At 36.5% G+C, this 25,323-nt stretch carries 22 protein-coding genes and 1 pseudogene; 17 read left to right on the top strand and 6 right to left on the bottom strand.

The window, feature by feature from the left end; all coding sequences use genetic code 11:
- Positions 1-37 precede the first annotated feature (37 nt).
- Both P9E47_RS13910 and P9E47_RS13905 read left to right on the top strand, forming a co-directional pair.
- Positions 38-874 (top strand): DMT family transporter, encoded by an 837-nt coding sequence (locus P9E47_RS13910; protein WP_003331459.1) that lies wholly within the window; start codon positions 38-40, stop codon positions 872-874.
- Positions 875-984: 110 nt separating this feature from the next.
- Complete coding sequence (locus P9E47_RS13905; RefSeq protein ID WP_326163721.1) at positions 985-3,276, top strand: DEAD/DEAH box helicase; 2,292 nt, start codon at positions 985-987, stop codon at positions 3,274-3,276.
- Between the two features lie 125 nt (positions 3,277-3,401).
- Here the strand turns inward: P9E47_RS13905 and P9E47_RS13900 are convergent, their stop codons facing one another.
- A complete protein-coding gene (locus P9E47_RS13900; RefSeq protein WP_326163720.1) occupies positions 3,402-3,578 on the bottom strand; it encodes a hypothetical protein in 177 nt (58 codons plus the stop codon).
- A gap of 170 nt (positions 3,579-3,748) precedes the next feature.
- Between P9E47_RS13900 and P9E47_RS13895 the strand changes: the two genes are divergently transcribed.
- The 8 genes and pseudogenes from P9E47_RS13895 (at position 3,749) to P9E47_RS13860 (ending at position 11,661) form a co-directional block, all read left to right on the top strand.
- On the top strand, positions 3,749-5,032 hold the full coding sequence (locus P9E47_RS13895) for a ribonuclease H-like domain-containing protein (RefSeq protein ID WP_003331461.1): 1,284 nt from the start codon (positions 3,749-3,751) through the stop codon (positions 5,030-5,032).
- An 85-nt stretch (positions 5,033-5,117) separates the two neighbouring features.
- Positions 5,118-5,336, top strand: a pseudogene (locus tag P9E47_RS13890) (CotD family spore coat protein); the annotation flags it as partial.
- 3 nt (positions 5,337-5,339) lie between these two features.
- On the top strand, positions 5,340-5,591 hold the full coding sequence (locus P9E47_RS13885) for a hypothetical protein (protein WP_326163765.1): 252 nt from the start codon (positions 5,340-5,342) through the stop codon (positions 5,589-5,591).
- An 80-nt stretch (positions 5,592-5,671) separates the two neighbouring features.
- Complete coding sequence (locus P9E47_RS13880; protein WP_326163718.1) at positions 5,672-6,241, top strand: DUF1273 domain-containing protein; 570 nt, start codon at positions 5,672-5,674, stop codon at positions 6,239-6,241.
- A gap of 94 nt (positions 6,242-6,335) precedes the next feature.
- Complete coding sequence (gpsB, locus tag P9E47_RS13875) at positions 6,336-6,650, top strand: cell division regulator GpsB (RefSeq protein WP_003331464.1); 315 nt, start codon at positions 6,336-6,338, stop codon at positions 6,648-6,650.
- 76 nt (positions 6,651-6,726) lie between these two features.
- Complete coding sequence (locus tag P9E47_RS13870; RefSeq protein ID WP_003331465.1) at positions 6,727-7,866, top strand: THUMP domain-containing class I SAM-dependent RNA methyltransferase; 1,140 nt, start codon at positions 6,727-6,729, stop codon at positions 7,864-7,866.
- Positions 7,867-8,192: 326 nt separating this feature from the next.
- The gene (locus P9E47_RS13865) at positions 8,193-10,118 is read left to right on the top strand and encodes an ATP-dependent DNA helicase (protein ID WP_326163761.1); all 1,926 of its coding nucleotides are present in this window, start codon (positions 8,193-8,195) and stop codon (positions 10,116-10,118) included.
- Positions 10,119-10,143: 25 nt separating this feature from the next.
- Positions 10,144-11,661, top strand: a complete 1,518-nt coding sequence (locus tag P9E47_RS13860; RefSeq protein ID WP_326163716.1) for a carboxypeptidase M32 — start codon at positions 10,144-10,146, stop codon at positions 11,659-11,661.
- Positions 11,662-11,766: 105 nt separating this feature from the next.
- On the opposite strand, the gene P9E47_RS13855 is transcribed toward P9E47_RS13860, so the two are convergent.
- The 3 genes from P9E47_RS13855 to P9E47_RS13845 are packed head-to-tail and all read right to left on the bottom strand — an operon-like array spanning position 11,767 to position 14,075.
- Complete coding sequence (locus tag P9E47_RS13855) at positions 11,767-13,425, bottom strand: b(o/a)3-type cytochrome-c oxidase subunit 1 (protein ID WP_003331468.1); 1,659 nt, start codon at positions 13,423-13,425, stop codon at positions 11,767-11,769.
- The gene (locus tag P9E47_RS13850; protein WP_003331469.1) at positions 13,425-13,904 is read right to left on the bottom strand and encodes a cytochrome c oxidase subunit II; all 480 of its coding nucleotides are present in this window, start codon (positions 13,902-13,904) and stop codon (positions 13,425-13,427) included. Before P9E47_RS13850 ends, P9E47_RS13855 begins: the two co-directional genes overlap by 1 nt.
- A gap of 30 nt (positions 13,905-13,934) precedes the next feature.
- Positions 13,935-14,075 (bottom strand): cytochrome c oxidase subunit 2A, encoded by a 141-nt coding sequence (locus P9E47_RS13845; RefSeq protein WP_087946160.1) that lies wholly within the window; start codon positions 14,073-14,075, stop codon positions 13,935-13,937.
- A 360-nt stretch (positions 14,076-14,435) separates the two neighbouring features.
- Here P9E47_RS13845 and P9E47_RS13840 point away from each other — a divergent pair, with 360 nt between their 5' ends.
- Entirely contained in the window at positions 14,436-15,038 is a 603-nt protein-coding gene (locus P9E47_RS13840) for a beta-class carbonic anhydrase (protein ID WP_003331471.1), read from the top strand.
- 251 nt (positions 15,039-15,289) lie between these two features.
- On the opposite strand, the gene P9E47_RS13835 is transcribed toward P9E47_RS13840, so the two are convergent.
- Positions 15,290-15,745: a chemotaxis protein CheX gene (locus P9E47_RS13835; RefSeq protein ID WP_035197320.1), complete on the bottom strand. Its 456-nt coding sequence runs from the start codon at positions 15,743-15,745 to the stop codon at positions 15,290-15,292.
- Positions 15,746-16,072: 327 nt separating this feature from the next.
- Between P9E47_RS13835 and P9E47_RS13830 the strand changes: the two genes are divergently transcribed.
- From P9E47_RS13830 to P9E47_RS13815, 4 genes are all read left to right on the top strand, one after another.
- Positions 16,073-17,161, top strand: a complete 1,089-nt coding sequence (locus P9E47_RS13830) for a type III polyketide synthase (protein ID WP_003331473.1) — start codon at positions 16,073-16,075, stop codon at positions 17,159-17,161.
- A 10-nt stretch (positions 17,162-17,171) separates the two neighbouring features.
- Entirely contained in the window at positions 17,172-17,732 is a 561-nt protein-coding gene (locus P9E47_RS13825; protein WP_003331474.1) for an isoprenylcysteine carboxyl methyltransferase family protein, read from the top strand.
- Positions 17,733-18,192: 460 nt separating this feature from the next.
- The gene (locus tag P9E47_RS13820; protein ID WP_326163714.1) at positions 18,193-21,867 is read left to right on the top strand and encodes a dynamin family protein; all 3,675 of its coding nucleotides are present in this window, start codon (positions 18,193-18,195) and stop codon (positions 21,865-21,867) included.
- A 180-nt stretch (positions 21,868-22,047) separates the two neighbouring features.
- Complete coding sequence (locus P9E47_RS13815; RefSeq protein WP_003331476.1) at positions 22,048-22,788, top strand: CBS domain-containing protein; 741 nt, start codon at positions 22,048-22,050, stop codon at positions 22,786-22,788.
- 51 nt (positions 22,789-22,839) lie between these two features.
- On the opposite strand, the gene P9E47_RS13810 is transcribed toward P9E47_RS13815, so the two are convergent.
- Entirely contained in the window at positions 22,840-23,721 is an 882-nt protein-coding gene (locus P9E47_RS13810) for an NAD(P)-dependent oxidoreductase (protein WP_326163713.1), read from the bottom strand.
- A 213-nt stretch (positions 23,722-23,934) separates the two neighbouring features.
- Between P9E47_RS13810 and P9E47_RS13805 the strand changes: the two genes are divergently transcribed.
- Together P9E47_RS13805 and P9E47_RS13800 are read left to right on the top strand one after the other, a co-directional pair.
- Complete coding sequence (locus P9E47_RS13805) at positions 23,935-24,204, top strand: YpbS family protein (RefSeq protein ID WP_003331478.1); 270 nt, start codon at positions 23,935-23,937, stop codon at positions 24,202-24,204.
- Positions 24,205-24,236: 32 nt separating this feature from the next.
- Positions 24,237-25,076: a sulfurtransferase gene (locus P9E47_RS13800; protein ID WP_326163711.1), complete on the top strand. Its 840-nt coding sequence runs from the start codon at positions 24,237-24,239 to the stop codon at positions 25,074-25,076.
- Positions 25,077-25,323: the final 247 nt, after the last annotated feature.

Raw genomic sequence — 25,323 nt, 5'->3', positions numbered from 1 at the left:
AGAATAATAGAAACAATAAATAGAGAGAAGGATCACTTTGTGGATTGTAGCGGCATTTATAACTATGATTTGCTTTGGGCTTAATAACATTATTTTTAAATGGAGTACAGGAAAGGGATATTCTAAGGTCCATATTCAGTTCTTCTTTTATTTTGTGGCGTTTTTGTTATCGCTAGGCTATGGGATGATCGTCGGAATGGCCCAATTTAACTTATTGACCATTGGTCTTGGTGCATTGATAGGGATTTTAAATGCAAATGGGAATATTCAAATGTCAAAAGCATTTGAAAAAGGTCCGGCAAGCTTAACGTCCCCTTTGATTGGAACGAATGCATTATTTCCAATTCTAAGTGCGGCTCTTATTTTCCATGAACATATTACGCCGATGCAATGGGTCGGCATTGTATTGATGCTTGGTTCTGCCATTGTTATTCAATATTCACCAAAGGCAGGCGGGAATATTCAATATTCATCATGGATTATACGAATCATCTTGGCTATTTTTTCGTTTGGTGCCCTTGGAATTCTGATGAAAACGTCATCCTATTTGCACTTTGACTCTTTAAATACTTTAATCTCCATGTATGGGGGAGGAAGTATCTATCTCGCAATTAATAGTTTAGTAGGGAAAGAGAAATGGATACTGCGGGAGGCTAATACCGGGGCACTTGTTGGTTTAATAAGTGTGATTGGTTATAGCAGCTATTTCTTCGCGTTAAATACTGGAACTGCGAGCATTGTCTTTCCAATTGTTAGTCTAAACTGTTTGATTGTAGTCCTTGGCGGCTGTTGGGTCTTTAAGGAAAAACTAAAAAAATATCAATTATTTGGTGTTGTTGCGGCAGTACTTGGAATTGTGTTTACGAAAATTTAACTTTATTAAGAGAAGTCATAGTAAAAAGACTAACAATAAAGGAATCGAAAACTCCTTTTAGTTAGTCTTTTTTTGCTAAAATAGAGGTAGAGCAAATGAGGTGAATAATAATGCAATTTCGAAAAAATCTTCAACAAATCATCGAACATATTCAAACTGATGAACAGTATTCAAATAATATCGTAAACTGGCATACAATTCCGGAACGGGAGGCACAAACAGTTCCTTTTCCTGTTTCAATAGATTCTCGGCTTAAAGAAGCTTTGCAATCAAGAGGCGTTAAAGAGCTTTATACTCACCAATGGCAAGCCATTGATATTACTAGAAAAAGAGAAAATTTTGTGGCGGTTACGCCGACAGCATCAGGAAAGACGCTTTGCTACAATCTGCCGGTACTGCAGCAAATAATAGATGATCCGAGCAGCAGAGCATTATACATTTTTCCTACAAAAGCACTTGCCCAAGATCAGAAAAGTGAATTAAATGAATTGATCGAGGCACTTGGGATTAACATTAATAGCTATACATACGATGGGGATACACCTTCGAATATTCGGCAAAAAGTCCGCCAAGCCGGGCATATTGTCATTACAAATCCCGATATGCTTCACTCTGCGATCTTGCCGCATCATACGAAATGGGTCGCATTATTTGAAAATCTTAAATTTATCGTAATCGATGAACTTCATATATATCGTGGTGTGTTTGGAAGCCATGTGGCTAATGTCATCAGACGTTTAAAGCGGATTTGTGCATTTTATGGAAGCAATCCAATCTTTATCTGTACTTCTGCTACGATTGCAAATCCGAAAGAACTGGCGGAGAGATTAACCGGTGAAATAGTGACTCTTATTGATAAAAACGGGGCGCCAGCAGGCAAGAAGCACTTTGTTTTTTATAATCCACCCGTTGTTAACAAACCATTAAACATTAGAAGAAGTGCAACATTAGAAGTCAGAAAGATTGCAAGTGAATTTTTGAAAAATAAAATACAGACCATCGTTTTTGCACGGAGCCGAGTCCGTGTTGAGATTCTCTTAACTTATTTACAAGGGCTTGTCCAAAAGGAGTTAGGACCGAAGTCAATCCGTGGCTATAGGGGAGGCTACCTTCCTAAACAACGGCGTGAAATCGAACATGGTCTCCGAAATGGTGATATTTACGGTGTAGTTAGTACAAATGCGCTTGAATTAGGCGTTGATATTGGTCAACTTCAAGTTTGTATCATGACTGGCTATCCTGGGACAATTGCCAGTGCCTGGCAGCAGGCAGGTCGAGCTGGTCGGAGACAGGGTGAAGCGCTAATTTTTATGGTTGCATCCCAGGCACCGCTTGATCAATATGTTATCGGGCATCCAGATTACTTTTTTAACCGTAGCCCGGAAACAGCACAGATTAACCCTGATAATCTAATCATTTTAGTCGATCATTTAAAATGTGCGGCTTATGAGCTTCCATTTAAGAAAGGGGACACTTTTGACGGAGTAGAACTTGAAGATATCCTCGAATTTTTAACGGAAGAACAAGTTCTCCATTTTAATAATGGAAAGTGGTTTTGGATGAATCAATCATTTCCAGCTCATAATATCAGCCTCCGCTCAGCATCTCAGGAAAATGTTGTCATTATTGATCAATCCGATGTAGCCCATGTAAAGGTCATCGGTGAAATGGACCGCTTTAGCGCCATGACTTTATTACATGACGAAGCGATCTATTTGCATGAAGGTGTTCAGTTCCAGGTTGAAAAACTAGACTGGGAGGAAAAGAAAGCCTTCGTCAGAGAAGTTGATGTTGATTATTATACAGATGCTAATTTAGCTGTACAATTACGGGTGTTAGAGGTTGATAAAGAGCGGGAAACAGAGTTTGCCTCTGTATCGTATGGGGAAGTCACGGTCCAAGCAATGGCGACCGTTTTTAAAAAGATTAAGTTTGACACGCATGAAAACATTGGCTCGGGGCCCATCCATCTTCCTGAAGAGGAGCTTCATACAAATGCCGCATGGATCAGTTTAAATGAAGGCATTAAAAATAAATTGACTGATAAGAAACTGGAAGAAGGGCTTATTGGGATCGCCAATTTATTGCGGCATGTAGCCCCATTACATGTTATGTGTGATCCTTCTGACCTCCATGTTGTACCGCAGGTGAAGGCCGTACATTCCGAAAAACCGACCATTTTCCTGTATGACCGCTACCCTGGCGGTGTAGGATTAAGTGAAAAAGTTTACGAGATTATGGAGGAATTGCTTGCTGAAGCAGAGCAAATTATCAGTCATTGTGGGTGTGAATCAGGTTGTCCATCCTGTGTGGGAATGGAAGCGACTGGAGAAGACGGAAAACAATTGTCATTAAAGCTTATTGAATTGTTTCGTGATGGACAGAAGAGAATGCTCCTATAATTCACTTTTGAATTATAGGAGTTCCTTTCTAGAAAATACTTAGCTAAGGTAAATTTGGTGACGGATTAGCGATGACTTTACGATTTCAATAGGTTATAAGTGGGGTAACTCTTAAGTGGCAAAATTTATTCCTCAGTTAAATCATCTGAATGGGTAGGTGAAGTTCTGTCTCTGCAATCTAAACATTCGCTCCTGTTTCTTTCGATAACAGATAATACTTCACCACAATTAATACAGCAATCATGATCCATTGATACTACCTCCTCTAATATATTGTAACCGTTTACAATACCCGGTTTCACTTAACCCCCACATTCCGAATTTAGAGGTTATTATTATTTTACACAATAAACTGAAAATTATCAATAAAAAAATTATTAAAAACTATCATTTTTTGTCTAGAACAATCTAATTTTTGTCGATATGTTATAATTCTAGTGAGATTGATAGAGTAAAAGCAGGGTGAACAACAATGACATTAAAAAACAAGCTGAATCGCTTTAAAAAACATATGGTTAACATAGAAGAGGATCATAAAGCTGCTAATATTGATAGCCTTTCTGAAATGAAGATAGTAGAGACAATAGACATTCCTCATAGGGAAAAATGGACTGAGTTCCAAGCAAAACCTTTTTATTTTGACAATCAATATTCTATCATCCGTGAAGTTTCTTACCCACTGGATTATCTCCATGGTTTCCATCGTTTTAATGAACTTTATGATGTTGTTGATCTTTGGGGGAAAAAGGCTGTTGAACATCCATTATCATTTTCAAAGGAAGAGCCTTCAAGAATGGTGTTTTTTGACACGGAGACGACGGGACTTGGCGGTGGGGTTGGAAATACTATATTCCTTATTGGTTATGCCCAAGTATTTTCTGATTATGTTGTTGTAAAGCAGCATTTTTTACCGAGCCCAAGCAACGAGGTTGCTTTGTATCAAGGGTTTTTAACTGATATTGGTGATTATCAGTCGATGAAATTAACAACCTATAATGGCAAGGCTTTTGATTGGCCTCAGATCAAAACAAGGCATACCCTATTACGGGATACCGTTCCCAAATTACCGGCTTTTGGTCATTTTGATTTGCTTCATGCGGCAAGGCGCCTTTGGAAAAATAATCTTCCATCTGTCCGGTTGTCGATAGTAGAAAAAGAAATATTAAATATTAAGCGTGATCACGATGTTCCTGGGTATTTGGCACCTATGCTTTATTTTGACTTTTTAAAGGACCATAATCCAAAAGGACTTGAAGGTGTATTTATCCATAATGAGATTGATGTTTTATCTTTAATAACGTTATATATTCATATTGCAAAAAAACTATTAATTATACCGACTATTCACACAAGCATGGAGGAAAAGTATGAAATTGCTCGCTGGTATGAAGCGGTAGGACAAATAAACCTTGCAATCAGCCTGTATGAAAACCTTGCGTACAGTCCAAATCAGGTGGCAAATAATGCAGCGAAAGCCTTGGGCGGGCTTTATAAAAAGCAAAAGCGATATGAGAAAGCTTCGCAAATTTGGACAAGATTAATAGAAAGCAATTCTGCAGTTGATGTCGAAATTGCTACTGAACTTTCTAAATTGTATGAACACCAACACAAGGATTATGAAAAAGCGTTATATTATGCAACAATGAGCTATAATGCTTGGAAAAATAAAAAGAGAATTATACGAACTACGGCACGACAGGAAAAAACAGCATTTTTAAAAAGGATTGAAAGACTGCAAGAAAAAATAAATTCATAAAAATAGGTATTTCAATTAGTACATGTACCCTTTCGATTTCATAGGTTATTAGTGAACCTGATAAAAAGAAAGGAGATTGGAAGATATGCAATGTGGACCTAAAGTATTATGCCCAATTATACACCCAACGAAATGTTGCGATGTTCATAATTTGGAGGTGTTCCAAGTACCTCATATTCATCCAACACACACAACATTCCATAACCACAAGTTATTTGAACATGTACACACGTGCCCGCACACAGTTTCTCAAGTTTGCGATGTTGCTCAACAGCATTTCGATTGCTGTTCAGGACCTATGGGAGGTGTGGGAGTAGGACCTGGTTTTGCTGATGGCTTTGCTGATGGCTTTGCACCAGGCGTGGCACCTGGCTTTGCGCCAGGCATGGCACCTGGTTTTGCACCAGGCGTGGCACCTGGCTTTGCACCAGGCGTGGCACCTGGCTTTGCACCAGGCATGGCACCTGGCTTTGCACCAGGCATGGTACCAGGACCGGGCATGGGTATGGCACCAGAAATGATGTTAGCTCCTCGCTTAAATCCATTTTTTAGACCGTAAGTAGTATAATAAAAAGGAATTGGTCGTAGTATTAGACCGATTCCTCTTTATTTGCAAAAAGTCAAAGGTAGGTTTTGCGTTTGAGTATTTATACTGTTACAGGCTACAAGCCCCATGAAATAGGAATATTTAATGATATCCGGCACCCTGGAGTAGAATATATTAAAAAAGCATTAAAAAAGAACATCATTCAATTAATAGAAAATGAAGCACTGGAATGGGTCCTTGTCAGCGGTCAACTTGGTGTAGAGCTCTGGGCGGCAGAGGTTACGATAGAGTTGCAGGAAGATTTTCCTGATTTAAAACTAGCAATTATCACTCCGTTTTTAGAACAGGAAGCAAACTGGAAAGAGGAAAAGCAGGAATATTATCAATTTATCCTTGCCCAAGCAGATTTTGTTGATAGTTTAACAAAGAGACCGTATGAGAACCCATCACAGTTTCGAATGAAAAACCAATTTTTTATTAATAAAAGCAATGGGTTATTAATATTATATGATGAAGATACGCTGGGGTCACCGAAATATATTCTTGAAATAGCAAGGAAGAAACAAGAGAAAGACGAAACTTTTCATATTAAATCAATTACACCGTATGATATACAGGTTTTAGCGGAAGAAGAACAGATGGAAGATGGAGAATATTGGTGATGCTAGTGACAACAGTCCCATTGACATTTTACACATATTTTGAAAAAATAGAAGAAAATAATATAGTAGGGGTATAATATAGAGGTGAATATTCATGCTTTCAGATAAAGTAAAATTAACGGCTAAAGAAATATTAGAAAAAGATTTTAAAAGTGGTATTAAAGGATATAACAAGGATGAAGTCGACCAATTCCTTGATTTAATAATTAAAGATTATGAAGTCTTTCATCAGGAGATCGAAACCCTTCAACAAGAGAATCTCCGATTAAAAAAGCAGCTTGAGGAAAATCATAGAAAAGGTACAACTCCGCCAGCTAGCAGTGTTGGTACCGGCAATACAAATTATGATATTTTAAAACGTCTATCGAATTTAGAGAAGCATGTTTTCGGTAGTAAATTATTTGATTAAAAGTACATATGAAAATGTGAAAAAGCTCTTTCTAAAAGACTGATGTTAGAGGGGGCTTTTTTTAGGAGCAAATACGATGAGTAAAATAACGTTAATAGCAACAGCAGCCATGGGAATTGAAGCACTAGTAGCAAAGGAAGTAAGAGATTTAGGATATGAAAATGTTACCGTTGATAATGGGAAAGTGACAATTGAAGCTGATGAATCAGCGATTTGCCGCACGAATCTTTGGCTTAGAACAGCAGACCGCATCAAATTAAAAGTGGGCGAGTTTAAAGCAACTACGTTTGATGAGCTGTTCGAAAAAACTAAAGCATTACCTTGGGGGGATATTCTGCCCGAAAATGGAGAATTTCCGGTTATTGGGAAATCGCATAAATCTAAACTTTTTAGTATTTCCGATTGTCAAGCGATCGTTAAAAAAGCAGTGGTTGAAAATTTAAAAGATCACTATAAGCGTACGACCTGGTTTGAGGAAAATGGGCCATTATTTCGTATAGAGGTTGCTTTATTAAAAGATATAGCAACATTAACAATTGATACGAGTGGGGTAGGATTGCATAAACGTGGATACCGTGCAGAACAGGGGATTGCGCCCCTTAAAGAGACATTGGCAGCCACCCTCGTCCTGTTAACCAACTGGCATCCAGATCGTCCGTTTGTGGACCCTTTCTGTGGTTCCGGAACAATCCCAATAGAAGCAGCGCTCATTGGTCAAAATATTGCACCGGGTTTTAACCGTGAATTTGTCTCACAGAATTGGCACTGGATTCGTCAGGAAGATTGGGATAAAGCCTTCGAAGAAGCGGAGGATTTAGCCAAATATGATCAAGCTCTAGATATTTCCGGCTCAGATATTGATCACAGAATGATTGAAATCGCAAAAGGGAATGCTCTAGAAGCGGGTTTTGGTGATATTATTAATTTTAAACAAATGCAAGTTAAAGATTTCACAACAAAGAAAGAGTACGGGGTCATCGTTGGCAACCCTCCGTATGGAGAACGGCTTGGGGAAAAAGAAGAAGTGGAACACATGTACAGAGAAATGGGAAAAGCTTTTGAGCCATATGATACCTGGTCCGTCTACATGTTAACCTCGCATCCGGATTTTGAAAAATTATACGGAAAAGATGCAACAAAGAAAAGAAAGCTATTTAATGGCTTTATTCAAACAAATTATTATCAATATTGGGGCAAGCGCCCACAAAAGAAATGATCAAATTAAAATGACCAAATCAACCGCGATTTGGTCATTCGTCATCTTAACATATTTACGTAAGTGTAAGCCAAGAAGGAAAAAAACATTGTGAAAACTGCCATCCCAGCGATTGTTATTGCAATATCTTTTCCAATAAGAACGAGTATCTCCATTATAATTGAACCTCCAATAGTTATGTTAGAAAAAGTATTTACATTTAATAACAATTTTATGCTAGATTGTTCTTCCTAGCATAAAAGGGTATTTGGAGAAAGACATGCTCATAATGGAAATGATATAGTAACAAAGAAGTCATTGTTAACGGAGGAAATATTTTGAAGTCAATTGAACGTATTCCATTTGCCTTTTCCAAAACAGAAAATTTTTATCAAAAACTAAGTGATTGGATTGGCGATGTTTTCTATGAGATTCTGCCAGATGCAGGATTTGAAATTCGTGATGAGCAAGTTTTTATGGCCTTTCAACTTGAACGTGCTTTTAAAGAGAAAAAAGTGATGTTTGCGGAGGCTGGGGTAGGTACTGGGAAAACGCTTGTGTATCTGCTTTACGCCATATGCTATGCACGTTATACTGGAAAACCCGCCATCATTGCTTGCGCTGATGAAACATTAATTGAACAGCTTGTAAAAGAAGAGGGAGATATCAAAAAGCTTGAAAAGCACTTGGGTTTATCTATAGATGTGAGGTTAGCTAAATCTCCTGATCAGTATTTGTGCCTTCAAAAATTGGATGGAGCCCTGTTAAATGATTCAGATGGAATGTATGATCGAATCCATCAATCCCTTCCGTCCTTTGTGTTTGATACTAAAGGAATGAAATCTTTTTACCACTATGGCGATCGAAAGGACTATGCTCACTTAAACGATAATGAGTGGGAACAGGTGGCTTGGGATCCATTCAAAGATTGTTTCGCCTGTGAAAGCCGTCACCGTTGTGGGCAAACATTATCAAGAGATTATTATCGAAAAACGACTGACATCATTGTTTGTTCCCATGATTTTTATATGGAACATATATGGACCCATGATTCAAGAAAACGGGAAGGACAGCTGCCGTTACTACCGGAAAGCAGTTCCGTTATTTTTGATGAAGGGCATCTTTTGGAATTTGCTGCTCAAAAAGCTTTAACCTACAGATTGAAAGAAAATATCATGGAAGATATTTTAACTAGATTACTTGAAAATGATGTTCGCGAACAATTTGCTTTACTAATTGAAGCTACGATTGATCAAAGTGTCGTATTTTTTGAAGAATTACGTAAAAGTATTATTAGTATAGAAGGTTCAATTCGAAAAGAAATTATTTTTACAGATAAGCTTGAAAAAGAAGCACGGTCTTTAAAAAATCTCCTGGCAAATTTAGCTGATGAACTTGTTTTTGAAAGTGAAACCTATACGATTGATCATTATTTATTACATATTGTAGATGAACATATTGAAAGAGCAGAATATGCCTTACATTTATTCCTAAATTCAGCTCATGGCATTGCCTGGGTGCAGGAGGAGCATTATCATCTTACACTTGTGATTATGCCAAGGGCTGTAAAAGAAACGTTAAAGGAAAACTTATTTTCGAAAAAGCAGCCCTATATTTTTTCATCTGCGACTCTTTCGGAAAATGAAAGTTTTCAATATATGGCGGATAGTTTAGGGATTGAGGAATATCTTTCTTTTTCAGTAGACTCTCCATTTGATTATGACAATCAAATGAAGATTTATGTTCCAAATAATGAGGAAAAGCTTTCACATGATGAAAAGTGCCAGTTGACGATTCATCAAATTAATCAGACCGGTGGTCGAGCCATCGTCCTTTTTAATTCAAAGGAAGATTTGCAAGGATTTAAAAAATACCTATCTAATATTAAGGTGGAATGGCCGGTATTACTTGAAGGAGATCAAGAAATAAGTGACCTTGTCTCTAAATTTCAAAACGATGAAACAGCTGTCCTTTGTTCAGTCCATTTATGGGAAGGACTTGATATCCCTGGTCCCTCACTTAAAAATGTAATCATTTGGTCCTTGCCATTTCCACCGAATGATCCAGTATTCGATTCAAAACGAAAAACGGTTGAAGATCCCTTTTGGGATATGGACATCCCCTATATGCTTTTGCGTTTAAGACAGGGTGTCGGCCGTTTGATTAGGACACATCATGACAGTGGAATGGTAACAATCTTTATGCCATTAAGGGATCAAAAGGTTGTAGAACAAGTACTAGGAGTATTACCTACAAATGTAGAATATATATAGTTGAATAAAGTAAGGGGGATTGTTAATGGAACAATCAATTCAAAAAGTGGAATCCGAGTTTTTAGAATATGTAAAAAAAATGTCTGCCTATAATGAAGCCTTGTCGTTAATTTTCTGGGATATGAGAACAGGGGCGCCAAAAAAAGGAATCGAGCAGCGGTCAGAAGTCGTCGGGATGATTTCGCAGGAAGTATTTCAAATGTCTGTATCCGAAGAAATGAAGAATTACATTGATACCTTAGAGAAAGTGAAAGACCTTTCTGAAATAACGAAAAAAACGGTGGAAGAGTGCAAAAAGGATTATGAGCACAACACGAAAATTCCAAAAGAGGAATATAAGGAATATGTCATTCTTCAATCAAAAGCTGAATCAGTATGGGAGGAAGCAAAGGAAAAAGCAGATTTTGAAATGTTTCGCCCTTATTTAGAAAAGCTGGTTGAATTTAATAAGAAATTTATTGGTTACTGGGGACCACCTAAGGAGGGTGGAAATAAATACGATATATTATTGGATCAGTATGAACCTGGTGTAACTGTGGCAATTTTAGATGAGACCTTCGGCAAACTACGAGAGAAAATTGTACCGCTTGTACGGAAAATTTCAGAATCACAAGATCAGCCAAAGACGGACTTTTTATTTAAGACATTTCCTAAAGTGGAACAAAAAGCTTTCAGTATAGACGTCTTGAAGCAGATGGGGTATGACTTTGAAGCGGGGCGGCTTGATGAAACTGTTCACCCTTTTGAAATTACCTTAAATCCAGGTGACGTGAGAGTGACAACAAAATATGTTGAAAATGATTTTAGAGTTGCTGTTTTCGGAACCATTCATGAAGGTGGCCATGCCCTATATGAGCAAAATATATCTAAAGATCTAATTGGGACACCATTATGCGAAGGGACATCGATGGGAATTCATGAATCTCAATCGTTGTTCTGGGAAAATTATATTGCCAGGGACTATAATTTCTGGGTTTACTTCTATGAAAAATTAAAAGCTTATTCAAATGGACAATTTGACAATGTTGCTATTGATGATTTTTACAAAGGAATCAATGAGTCAAAACCATCATTAATAAGAATTGAAGCAGATGAACTGACTTATCCGCTCCATGTCATGGTTCGTTATGAAATTGAAAAGGGCTTATTTAATGATGAAATAGAGGTAAAGGATTTACCGGTGATCTGGAATCAAAAGATGGAAGAATATCTTGGGGTTACTCCTAAACATGATGGGGAAGGGGTCTTACAGGACGTTCATTGGGCCGGTGGAAGCTTCGGCTATTTTCCATCCTATGCACTAGGTTATATATATGCAGCGCAATTTAGAGCAGCCCTGTTAAAAGATTTACCAAACTTAGGTGATCTGTTGAAGGCTGGAAATCTAGTACTGATAAAAGAATGGTTAGCAGAAAATATACATCAGTACGGAAAAATAAAAAAACCTTTAGAAATTGTCAAGGATGTAACAGGTGAGGGATTAAATCCTAATTATTTAATACAATACCTTGAAGAAAAATACACAAAAATATATGATCTTTAAAAAAATGATCCCCTTGTACTATAACAAGGGGATTGTAATTTTTGATAGAATATTATATAATTTTCCATAATTGTCCAGTGATTGTACCCTAGACTTTTGCTGTTTTTATTGACGTCCAATTACGTTAGTGAAACCAGGAGATCCTGGAGGTGCGTTTTGGATCATATCAATAAATGGAATGGTGTAAGCGAATAGGATTAGTGTAAATGTAACTGCGATCCATACTTTAAAATTATCAAAGATAGCAGGAACTTTTTCAGCTTTTTCGTGTACTTCTCCGATAGGGAATTCTTCTTCACCTTTAGGTGCAAAGAATGCTAAGTTAATAAAGATTACGACCATTAATAAAGCACCTAGGAAAAGAATAGTACCACCTACAGCTTGAGCAATTTGGTAAGGAATCCAAGCTAGGGAATCTTCGTTACCAGCATATGTTGAGAACGCTGAACGACGTGGTGCTCCGAATAAGCCTGCTGCGTGCATTGATGCAGACATAAATACCATACCAATCGTCCATAACCAAGTTTGAGCTAGAGCTACTTTATTCATTTTTTCTGTCAACTTACGTCCAGTAATAGAAGGAACCATCCAGAATGTGATACCAAAGAATGTTAAAGCACAAGCTGATGCAACTGTTAAATGGAAGTGTCCAGTAATCCAGATCGTATTATGGACAACTTGGTTCATTTGGTGGGATGCGTTAACGATACCACCGGCACCACCAGGAATGAATAATAACATGCCCAGGAATGGAGCTAAGAAACGAGCATCTTTCCATGGAAGCTTTTTCCACCAACCAAAAATACCTGTTGCTCCTAATTCGCGACCGCGTAATTCAAATGTTGCGAATAAAGAGAATGCAGTCATTAATGAAGGTATAACTACTAAATATGTTAATACTACTTGTAAGTATTTCCAGAATGGATCAATACCTGGCTCTAATAATTGATGGTGGAATCCAACTGGCATTGAGAATAACAAGAATAATACAAATGAGAGACGTGCTAAAGAGTCACTAAAGATTTTACCGCCAATAATTTTAGGAATAATTACGTACCATGCCATATATGCCGGCATTAACCAGAAATAAACTAATGGGTGACCGAAGTACCAGAATAAAGTACGGCTAATTAAAACATCGATTGTTGGTACAAGTCCGATAGACCAAGGAATAATTTGTACTAAAACAGTTGTTGCTAAACCAAGACAAGCTACTAACCAAAGAATCAATGTTGCAACACCCATGAAGCTTAATAATGGTGTTGTTTGACCAGGATTTTCTTTTTTCCAACGTGCGTGACGGTGGAATACAACAAATCCTTCTACCCAGCTACCTACAACTACTAGTGTAAGACCGGTATAGTGTAATGGATGTGCCATTAATGGTGCGTACATTGTGTAAAGAACAGAACCCTCACCAAGCAATATGAATGTTGCAGTGATGGCAACACCGATTGTCATCATCCAGTAACCGATCCAACCAAAGCGACGTTCGCCAGCTGATAGTGTTCCACAAACTTTACTTTGTCCCGCTATGATAAAACCGATAATAAAGAAAGTAGTTAATACGAGACCTAATAAAACACCGTGAACAGTTAATACTTGATAATAATTAATTCCAGCTGGTAATGTTACCTTACCTGAACGAACTAAAGTTTGAAGTAGACCAGCGGTAGCACCCAAAAATAAAGCTACAAATGCAACGTAAAGATGCGCCATTGTAAGTTTTGCATCTCGTTTATCGATACTTGCAACACCTTTCATTATTCAACCACCTCCACAGTTGCGAACATTAAGTGATGTCCTAAACCACAATATTCATTACATACGATTGTGTATTTACCAGGTTTATTAAAAGTTGTTTCAACTGTGTTAATATAGCCGGGTTCAAGCATCATGTTTGCGTTTGTACCAGCTACTTCAAAACCATGGATTACATCCTTCGTAGTACCAATAAAGTTTATTTTAGATCCAACAGGAACTTGAATTACCTTTTCAGGACCTACGTCATAGTTAAATGCTGAAGCAACTATAACTAATTCATAATCTTTTTCTCCAACCTGCTTTAGACCGGGTTGATCAAATGGAGCAGTTGTATCAAGTTTAGTAGGGTCGACCGTTACAAGACAGCTTGGTGGTTGATTACCCATGTAGAATGCACTAACTCCAATTGTGACTGTGAATGCGAGTAATGATATAATACCAAATAGCAACCAAATCTTTTCATACTTATGAATGTGCATGGATTCTGAAACTCCTTTCAAATTGTGTGATTAACGTTGTAAGAATAGATTAAAAACACCAAGCCAAGTACCAACAAGAATAAGTCCAAGTATTCCTACAGATAGTAGGGTTCCTTTTAAAGAATTGCTATCTTCTACCTCAGTTTTACGATGTAGCTCTGGTTTCGCCATAGAATCACTTCCCTTCGATTGATCTTAAGTTTTAAAACATTTTAGTGTAAAAAGTGAACCTTCTGTATGCTTTTATATTACAAAAGAAATAAATCGAATCCATCACATTTTTTTACTTTTCACAAAATGTTCATAAGTAGTATAATTACTATTGAAATAGTGAAAATTACTTTAACCTTGATGCATAAGGGTTTTTGTTTTGAAAAATGTGAACATAATGTGAAGACAGTGTTCAAAAATGTTCATTCCATAGTTGGAAAATATCATTTGCTTTTGGATTTTATTTAGAGAAAATGTTATTCTTTGGAAGAAACATGCATCAAAATAATAAAATTAAAAAACATCTAGGGGGTCATGGTTATGAATCGTTTACAGGAAGTTCTTTCCCATAATGAACAATTTGTGAACAACAAAGAGTATGAACAGTTTAAAACAACTAAATATCCAGATAAGAATATGGTTATTTTGACTTGTATGGATACGAGGTTGACTGACTTATTGCCGAAAGCAATGAATGTGGGTCATGGGGATGCGAAAATTATTAAAAACGCCGGGGCTCTTGTCTCTCACCCATTCGGAAGTATTATGAGAAGTATTCTCGTTGCTGTTTATTCATTAAACGCTAAGGAAGTTTTCGTAGTAGCACATCATGATTGTGGGATGACAGGATTGTCCGCAAATCAAATTTTGGACAAGTCCATATTAAGCGGTATTTCGAGAGAGAAAATTGACATTCTACGTCATGCAGGTATTGACATTGATAATTGGCTCAAAGGTTTTACTAATGGTGCGGAAAGTGTTGAAGAATCTGTATACAGTATAAGGAATCACCCGCTTTTTCCAAAGGATGTTCCAGTACATGGGTTAATTATTGATCCAGAAACAGGCAAATTAGATGTCATTGTTGATGGAAATGAACATATTGAGAAATCGAATAAAGATGATTTGAGACATTCTATCTAATAGAATGTCTTTTTTTAGCCATATTAAAAATTAAAGGAAAAATAGATATTTTAGAAAAACATAAACCATTAGTTTTAGATGGAGAAATAGCTATATTAGAATCGCGATTTTGTGCTGAATTTGAAAAAATTCAAATCAGAGGCAGAACAAAAATTGAAAAAAAATAAACCGATTCGCTAGTGAAACACCTGCCCATTATATGATAAAGGTTCAGTCGAAGCGCTCGTCGCTAAACGGGCGCTTCCGCTTTTCTATTTCGTTTCCAGCATTAGGATAATATGAATTTCGCCTTTTCCTTCAATTGCCACAGGTACGCGAAAAGCACGATCAAATCCATATAATTTGGAGGAACCAACCATTACCGTTGGAGGAGTAATATCTATATCCACTCCATGTGAGGCCACGATTGTGCAAAGCTTACCTGCAAGCATATTTCCAAGCTCACCTGTGAATGATTGAAGCATTTCACCTTCTAAAGGCATGCCGAACATTGCTTCCCCAATAGCCCCGAATGTCTTGGCTGCGCTTTCTAAAACCAACCGACCTCTTACATGACCAACCATCCCTATTAAAACTCCAATCTCGGTTTGTTCCAACGGTGCTGTCATAAGTGAAGGTTGTCCGACTACAAGTGGCATTGGGATTACACTTTTAACCGATTCCAACGTTCCGTTTAATATATGAGTAATATTCCCGCTTAAAGACAGTTTACCCACCCCCCTATATTTCTTTTTATGTAAAATAGAATAGGTACATGATACCATAAAAATGATTATCGTAAATTAGGAATCTTCCATATTCATAAATTTTATATTAATTTTGCAATAATTTACAATGTAATGAAGGGTAGAATCGGTTATAATAAAACTGCACAACAAACCTTCAAAACGTCGGTTTTCTAAATGAATTCCGCTTTTTCAACCTCTCTAATTCAGGGAGGTTTTTTTTCGCACTGATAAGTAAAATTTTCTAATGACTAAAATATTATTAATTGGAAAATATAACAGTAAATGGATAAAGAGAAGAGGGAACTTATGGCTAGTATTGTATCTGTAGGTCTTTGTACACCTCCCTATCGGATCTCACAGGAAAAAACAGTCGAATTTGCAAGAGAGTTGTTTCAGGATTCCTTTCATGAAATCGAGCGCTTGTTGAAGGTGTTTGAAAACGGTCAAATAAAGGAACGTTATTTTTCTGTTCCGTTGGAATGGTTTAGCAAGGACCATAGCTTCGCTGAAAAGAATGAAATCTTTATTGAAAAAGCCGTTGAGTTTGGCATTTCAGCGATTAAAGAATGTTTGCATAACCCAACCTATTTACAGAAACCAATTCCATTTGAGGACATAGATGCTATTTTTTACATAACGTCCAGTGGTCTAGCAACACCGAGTATTGATGCGAAAATTATGAATCAATTGTTGTTTAGGAAGTCTTGTAAACGAATCCCGATTTGGGGGTTGGGGTGTGCTGGAGGAGCATCAGGTCTTTCAAGGGCTTTTGAATATTGTAAGGCATTTCCGAAAGCAAAAGTTCTCGTATTAAGTGTTGAGCTTTGCAGTCTAACTTTTCAAAAAGATGATCATTCCAAAAGTAATTTGGTTGGGACCTCCCTTTTTGCTGATGGTGTTGCTTGTGCCTTAATAACGGGTTCAGAAGCTGATCTTTCACTTAAAGATTCAAGTATAGCTTTACCTAGGATTTTAGCAACACAATCCATGCTGATGTCCGATTCAGAGGATGTCATGGGTTGGAGCATTAGAAAGGAAGGATTTTTTGTTATTTTTTCAAAAGATATTCCGACGATCATTCGGACATGGGTAAAATCAAACGTTCAAAACTTTTTGGACGAGCAAGAACTGACAATTCAGGATATCGAACATTTTGTTGCTCACCCTGGAGGTAAAAAGGTTTTAGAGGCCTATGTTGAAACCTTGGGAATGGGTCAAGAAAAAATAAACAATTCACTTGAGATTTTAACGAATTATGGGAATATGTCATCGGCAACAATTTTATATGTCTTGAAGAAATTTCTTGAAAATAGCTCTAAAAAAGGCGACTTAGGACTGGCAGCAGCTGTCGGACCGGGCTTTAGCTCTGAATTATTACTATTACGTTGGGAATAGAGGGAATACTATGTTTTTTTCGCTTTTCATATCCTTAGTCATATTACAAAGATTAGCGGAGCTTGGGATTGCCAGAAAGAATGAAAAATGGATGAAAGCCAATGGTGGTTTTGAAGTTGGCGGGGAACATTACAAGTATATTGTGATCGTCCACATTCTGTTTTTTATGTCATTAATGATGGAAGTATCGTTTTTTAATAAAGCAACTTCATCACAATGGATCGTTTTTTTATTTTTTTTCACTTTAGCTCAGGGCCTTAGAGTGTGGAGCCTTTTATCCTTAGGAAAGTTTTGGAATACAAAAATCATTATCATGCCTAATGTCAATATTATTTCAACTGGACCATATAAATTTATCCGCCATCCCAATTATTTAGTGGTGGTAGTTGAACTATTGGTTATACCTTTGATGTTTAATGCGTTTTTAACAGCCATCATTTTTACCCTTCTAAACATGGTTGTCTTAAGCATACGCATACCAATCGAGGAAAATGCGTTAATTAGGGAAACGAATTACAAAGCAGTATTTCATCAACGGGCTCGATTTGCACCTACGAGAGAGCGAACATAAAAAATTGGGCAAGGAAGAAATCGGTTACAAATTTCTTATTGAAAATGTGTCTCAATGGTATTATAATAAAGGTAACGGGTAATTGATAATAATTATCACTATCGGTATGGTAATAACTCGGGATTGGATGGTGTTGGAAAATGGTATTTGCGTTTATTTCGGTTACATTTGTTACTTATGGAACTTTAATGTATTATATCCTTCACAAAGTCGACCCACGTACACGGTCAAATTAAGCCTTTAAAGACCTAAGACCGTGTATTTTTAAACTACATAATTTTCAATGTATCTTATTGACATGAGGAATGATCGGTTGATTCCTTATGTCTTTTTTGTTTTTTCTGACAAAATTTGATACTGGATGTGAAAAACAATTGAGCAAAAGCTTAACAATTGATAACATAAAAAGGGGTTTACTTTATTTAGTTACCGCACTATATATGGGGGAAAGATTACTATTATGTTAGAAATTAATCGTTTAGCAGCACTATACTTAGAATTGCAAGAAAAAGGGGACAATGACAACGCTGAAAAAGTGAAGCAGCTTGTCGAAAAAGTAAAAAGCAAAGAATTTATGATCGCTTTCTGCGGGCACTTTTCTGCAGGAAAATCGACAATGATGAACCATTTTATGGGAAAGGAAGTTTTACCATCCAGTCCAATTCCGACAAGTGCGAACCTTGTTAAAATCAAAAAAGGAAAAAGCTATGCAAGGGTTTATTACAAAGAAGCCGATCCTGTTGAATTTCCGGCTCCATATGATTTTGAAGCAGTTAAAAACTTTGCAAAAGATGGCGAAAACATCATCTCAATTGAAATTAGTGACGATAGATTAAGCCTCCCAGAAGGTGTTGCCATTATGGATACGCCCGGAATTGATTCAACAGATGATGCCCATCGTATTTCTACTGAATCTGCTCTGCATTTAGCAGATATTGTTCTTTATGTAATGGATTACAATCATGTTCAATCAGAGCTGAATTTTTCGTTTACGAAAACATTAAAAGACCGCGAAAAACCAGTTTACCTTGTAATCAACATGATCGATAAACACAATGAGGAAGAGTTAAGCTTTGAATCGTACAAAACTAGTGTAGTAGAGTCGTTCAAAAGCTGGGGCGTCAATATCGATGGTTTATTTTTTACATCATTAAAAGACTTGAATCATCCGTTAAATGAATATAGCAAGCTCGACCAATTTTTGAAAAACCAGATTAATAATAAAGAAGAACTGTTGCTTCAAAGTGTATTAAATTCAGCAAAACCGCTGATAGAAGACCATTTGCTATATTTTGACAATGAGCATGATGACGCGCGGCAGGATTTTGAAGCCCAACTGGAGGATTTACCTGAAAATGAAAGAAAGCAGGTTCTTCAAGAGGTTACTGATTTAGAAGAAAGTCAAGCTTCATTACAATATCGAAAAAATAACCTTAAAGAGCAATATGAAGATGAAATTAAGAAAATTCTTGATAATGCTTATTTAATGCCTGCAGCAACAAGGGATTTAGCCCATTCTTTTATAGAGGCTTGTCAGCCTGATTTTAAGATTGGATTTCTTTTTTCGAAAAAGAAAACAGAAGAGGAAAGAGTATTAAGATTAAATGCTTTTTATGAGAGTTTTAAGAAGCAAGTAGAGGCACAGCTTGATTGGCATATAAAAGATTTTTCCGTTAAATTTTTCAAGCAAAATCAAATAGATAATGAGGATTTTATTAACAGTATTTTTGAAGAATTAACAGTAGGATTTAGTTCGGAGCTTTTAGAAGGGCTTGTTAAAAAGGGAGCAGGCCTAACCGGGGAATATATTTTAAATTATACAAACGATGTTTCGAATGAATTAAAACGATTATATAAAAATCGTGCATTGGAAAAATTTGAAGAGGGTAAGGACCTCATTTATTCAGTTATCGATCGTGAACTTTCCGAGGTTGAAGCAAACCTAGCGAACTACACGCAATATAAGCGCGCTGTTGATGGATTGAAAATGCTTCAACAAGAAAGAAATAGCGTAGAAATAAAATTATTGGCGCTTTTATCGGAAACATTAGAGCAGTATGTTCTTGAAGCTACTAATAACTGGTTGAAACAGTTTAAGGGAACTACGCCATCGATTGAAATTAAGCAAATGGAAATGGCGGAACATAAAGAGTTGAATGGAGCATCTATTGAGCCTACTGATCAAGTGATTGACAATGTTTTAGAAATGAACCCTGAGCAAGATCTTGTTCAATCTGTAGATAGCTTTAATGTTAAAGAACGTTTAGGAGAAACGGTTGCAAAATTAAAAACGGCGATTAGTTCATTAAACGGGATTAAAGGTATTCATACCCTTGCTAGTGATATGGCGGCAAAAGCAAATAGATTAAATGACAATCGTTTTACGATTGCATTATTTGGAGCATTTAGTGCTGGTAAATCATCGTTTGCAAATGCTTTAATCGGTGATAAGTTGCTTCCTGTTTCACCAAACCCGACTACAGCGACGATAAATAAAATATTGCCATCGAGCGCTGAACATCCGCATGGGACTGTTTTAGTTAAAATAAAAACGAAAGAGCAAATTTTTAAAGATGTTGAACAGTCATTAGCCTTGTTTCAAAAGAAATGTGCTTCCATGGAAGATGCCCTTTCAGTTATTAACTCGTTATTATACGAAGGGAATGATCCGAAGGAAAAGCCGCATTATTCGTTTTTGAAGGCTGTTCATATTGGCTATGATTTCATTGCTCCACATTTAGGGGAATTGTTAACTGTAGATTTGAAGGCATTTGAAGATTATGTTGCCAAAGAGGAAAAATCTTGTTTTGTGGAATGGATTGAGCTTTATTATGATTGTCCACTAACAGAGCAAGGAATCACATTGGTAGATACGCCAGGAGCGGACTCTATTAATGCAAGACATACAGGAGTTGCTTTTGAATATATCAAAAATGCAGATGCCATTTTGTTTGTAACCTATTATAATCATGCGTTTTCAAGAGCGGATCGAGAGTTTTTAATTCAACTTGGACGGGTGAAAGAAGCATTTGAAATGGACAAGATGTTCTTTATTGTCAATGCAGCCGATCTTGCGAAGTCTGAGGAAGAATTAAAATTGGTTGTTGATTATGTAGGTGATGAGCTTAAGAAATTTGGAATTCGCTTCCCAAGGATTTATCCGTTATCAAGTAAGATGGCGCTAGAAGAGAAATTACAAGCAAAAGAAGGGAAGTCCGTTTCAAGTGAATCTAGAATCACCGCCTTTGAACAAGCATTCTATTCGTTTATTATGAACGATTTAGTCCAAATTTCCATTCAAACGGCACACGAGGACTTAAAACGATCTGTAGCTGCGCTTCAAAATATTATTGCGACAGCTAAGGAAAGTGATGAGGTAAAGGAACAAAAACGTCAAAATGCCGAGAAAGCTAAAGGACAAATTCATGATAAACTAAAATCAAAGGAATTCAAGGTAGAAGAAAGGTCGTTAGCACAGGAAGTCGAAGAATTACTTTTCTACGTGGCCCAACGTGTCTTTTACCGCTTTAGTGATTTTTACAATGAAGCCTTTAACCCATCATCATTGCGAGATGATGGTCGGGATTTGAAAAAGGCAATCCAAAGCTGTTTGGATGAATTGCTAGTTCATATCGGTTTTGACTTGTCCCAGGAATTACGAGCTACGTCATTACGTATTGAAAACCATATTAATAAATTATTGAAAGAAGTACACCGTAGTATGGAAGGAATGATTGATGAGCTTCATCCAATTCCTTTATTACCTGTTGAAGCCCGCCATTTTGAGACAATGGATTTTGAGAATGCCCTTGAAAAAATTTCACGGGATCCTTTTAAATCTGTTTTATCCATATTTAAAAGTCCAAAATCGTTTTTTGAACAAGGTGGTAAAGGTAAATTAAAGGATGGACTCGAAGAACAGCTTAAGGAACCTGTTCATTCCTATATTGAAAAACAAACAGCTCTATTAAAAGATGTATATCATACCTATTTATTGTCGTCTCTTGAAGACGTTTTAAAAGAAATCGCTATTGAAGTTGATGACTATTTTGAAGGGTATTTTGCAGCACTGTCTGAAACAATTGATATTGAAAAACTTGAAAGCGCAAGATCAAAAATTCAATCTATTTTATAAGAAAAGCGCAAGCGCCTTGTTCATCGCCGTACAAACTGGAGGGGCTTCGACTGAGATAATGGAAACACGATGAACGAAATGAATCGATGTTGACTTATCGTAGGGAGGAGACCTGAAGTTTGCTAGGCGATAGGCGCTGGATCTAGACAATGGATACACAATCTATGAGGAGAACTAAACATGGAAAATACAGCTAATAGAGAAGATTTAAAAAACTCCGAGCGTTTTCTTAGTGCATTTAATATCATTAACAGTGAAATTGAAAAAATGGTCGATGCACGTGGTCATATTCCTTTTTATCGTCTGGTTGATATGGCGAAGAAGAAAAGTGGTTTAATTATGACCTATAAAGACGATCTAAAAGAATTATCTGAACTTAGAAATGCGATTGTCCATGGACGTCACTATCCAGCGTTTACAATTGCGGAGCCGCATCTATCAGTCGTTGAACTAGTTGAAAAGATTGCAGGCGAATTAACAAAACCAAAAACGATTATTCCGTTTTTTGAACGAAAGGTTAAAACGTTCCAGAAAACGGACCATTTAACAGCTGTTTTAAAAACTATAAAAAAACATGGTTATTCGCAATTCCCTGTTTACGATAATAACAAATTTGTAGGTCTTTTAACGAATCAGGGAATAACAATGTGGATTTCCCAGAATATCGAAAAGACTCCAATGGACAGCTGTTTAGACGCCTATCTTTCAGATGTAATGTCTTTTGAAAAAATTAAAAGAAACTATATTTTTATGAATAAAAATCAAAATATATATGATGTCCGTGAAAAGTTTTTAAATCATTTTGACATTTTTGCAACACGACTTGAAGCGGTGTTAATAACTGAAAATGGCCATTCCGATGAAGAATTACTAGGGCTGGCCACCCCGTTTGATATGGTACGAATACCGTTTTTAGCTTAATGAATGAAAAGCCAACATTTCTATGATTCCCAGAAATGTTGGCTTTTATCGTTAATTTAAATTTGATAATTTCTTATTTAAAAGAACATACAGTGCGGACATATCCTGTTCACCGAGGTCGTTTTCAATCGCATCCTTCAAAATATTGGTCAGCTGTCCACCGATCGGCAATTCCATATTGGCTCCACTTGCCATTTCTTCAGCAAGTTTCATATCCTTATGTAAAAGCTTAATTGCAAATCCAGCTTCAAATTGGTCTTTTGCTATAAAGCTATTGTAATGACGATCATAAATACGGCTTTGAGCATAGCTGTTGTTTAAAATATTAAATAAGAGGTCTAAGTCCACACCCATTCTTTTACCCAATGTTACAGCCTCGCTAACGGCCTGTGTATGAAAGGCAACCATCAAATTATTGATTAATTTAACCACAGATCCGCTTCCAATCTCTCCAATATGATAGATGTTTTTACCCATTACATTAAATAAGGGAAGGACCTTTTCGTATATTTCCTTTTTACCGCCAACCATGATGGTTAACGTTCCATCCTCTGCTCCGAAATTACCACCGCTGATTGGAGCATCTAAAAATTCGATTCCCTTTGTTTTTGCTACATCCGCAATTTTCTTATTTAAACCTGGAGCAACCGTGCTATGGTCAACTAAAATTAGTCCTTCATGGCCATTTTCGATTAAGCCATCTGCTCCGAAATAAACAGCCTCCACATCTGCAGGTAAAGGTAGACATGTTAAGATTACGTCAAGTTCCTTTGCCATTTCGGCAACTGATATTCCGCTTTTCCCGCCCGCCTCAACGAAAAGATCTTCTTTGCCTTTGCTGCGGTTTTTTCCTACAACTTCAAAGTTTGCCTTCACTAAATTTTTTGCCATAGGCAAGCCCATATTTCCAAGTCCGATAAAACCAATTTTCATTTATATCGATCTCCTTTGTAATGTAAAAAATGAAATATTATACTGACATATATTAGTTTTCGCTTAAAATTTTAATTTTCCTTTAAAATTTTAAAGGAAGATAGACTTCTTTGGTGAATACTAAAAAAGAAAGCAAAAGTATTTTTGTACTTTTTATCTAATTCATATAAAATGAATAATAATATAGAAACAATTATAAAGGAGAGACTAGCGGTGAGTGTACATCATGCGATAAGCGATCATTCAGAAAAACAACATTACATAGTGAAAAGATTTACTGAATTAGACCAACAAAGAGAAGCTTACATAGAAGAAGCGGTTGAATTGTGTAAAAAAGGTGAGGCATTTTCAACAGATAAAATTAATGCCGTTACGAAAGAAATGAATGAACTTGGCAAAAAAGGAATTGTTACCTCTTTACCTGTTAGAAAACAGGTTACTGTTGAAATGGTGAAGGAGTATGTTGAAAAGATATCAAACTAAAAAAGAAAGATTGCTTAAGGAGAGTGGAGAATTTGAAAAATATTGTGAATGTAGACTGGCTTTATGAGAACCTTGATAATCCTTCCGTTTGTATTGTTGATTGTCGATTTGTATTAGGAAGCCCAGGAAAAGGCCTTGACTATTATGTAAAGGAACACATCTCCGGTGCATTATATTTTGATCTAGAAAAGGATATGTCTAGCAAGGTTACTGAGCATGGTGGAAGACACCCTATGCCGGAATTAGACCGAATGATAGACAAGCTAAGTACTGCAGGAATTGATGCTGATACGAAAGTGGTTGCCTATGATGATCAAGGCGGTATGATGGCATCACGCTTTTGGTGGCTGCTAAAATATTTAGGACATGAAAAAGTTTATGTATTAGATGGTGGTTTTAGCAAATGGCTGTCAAAAGGATATCCGGTAAATGATGAAATTCCTTCATTTCCACGCAAAGAATTTCAAGCAAGCATTCAACACGATCTTTTAAGCAGTGTAGAAGAAGTTAAGAAAAACATTGAAACAAAAAAAGCAGTTCTCCTTGATTCAAGAGCAGAAGACCGATATTTAGGTGAAAATGAAACCATTGATATAAAGGCAGGTCATATTCCGGGAGCGGTTAATTACTTCTGGAAAGATGTCATCAATGAGCAAAATGAGTGGAAGTCCTTAGACGAGTTAAAGGAACAATTTAAGAAATTAAACAGTGACGATCAAATCATTGTATATTGTGGATCAGGAGTATCTGCCTGTCCTAATATTGTTGCATTAAATGAAATAGGATTTAATAATGTAAAACTATATGTAGGAAGCTGGAGCGATTGGATTACATATGAAGAAAATTCGATTGCTGTGGGAACTGAAGATTAATAAGATTAATTGAAAAGACTAATAAAACTCTTGTCTGTTTAATGGATAAGAGTTTTATTATTTTAGAATATTGTCTATAAGGAGATTTAACCCAAACTGGAAGAAAATTGTCATTGAGATGATCGTTGAAAAGTAGTTTAATATAACTTGTGAGGCACGACAGTGACATAAATCGAACTGAAAAACGTGCTGATAAACGAATCAATCATGAAGTAGTAACTTGTTACCTATTATTAAACTATAAAAG

This window comes from Schinkia azotoformans (assembly GCF_035811335.1).
Taxonomy (GTDB): domain Bacteria; phylum Bacillota; class Bacilli; order Bacillales; family Bacillaceae_J; genus Schinkia; species Schinkia azotoformans.
The sequence above is the reverse complement of the archived record's forward strand: the minus strand, read 5'-3'. Positions and strand labels throughout refer to the sequence as shown.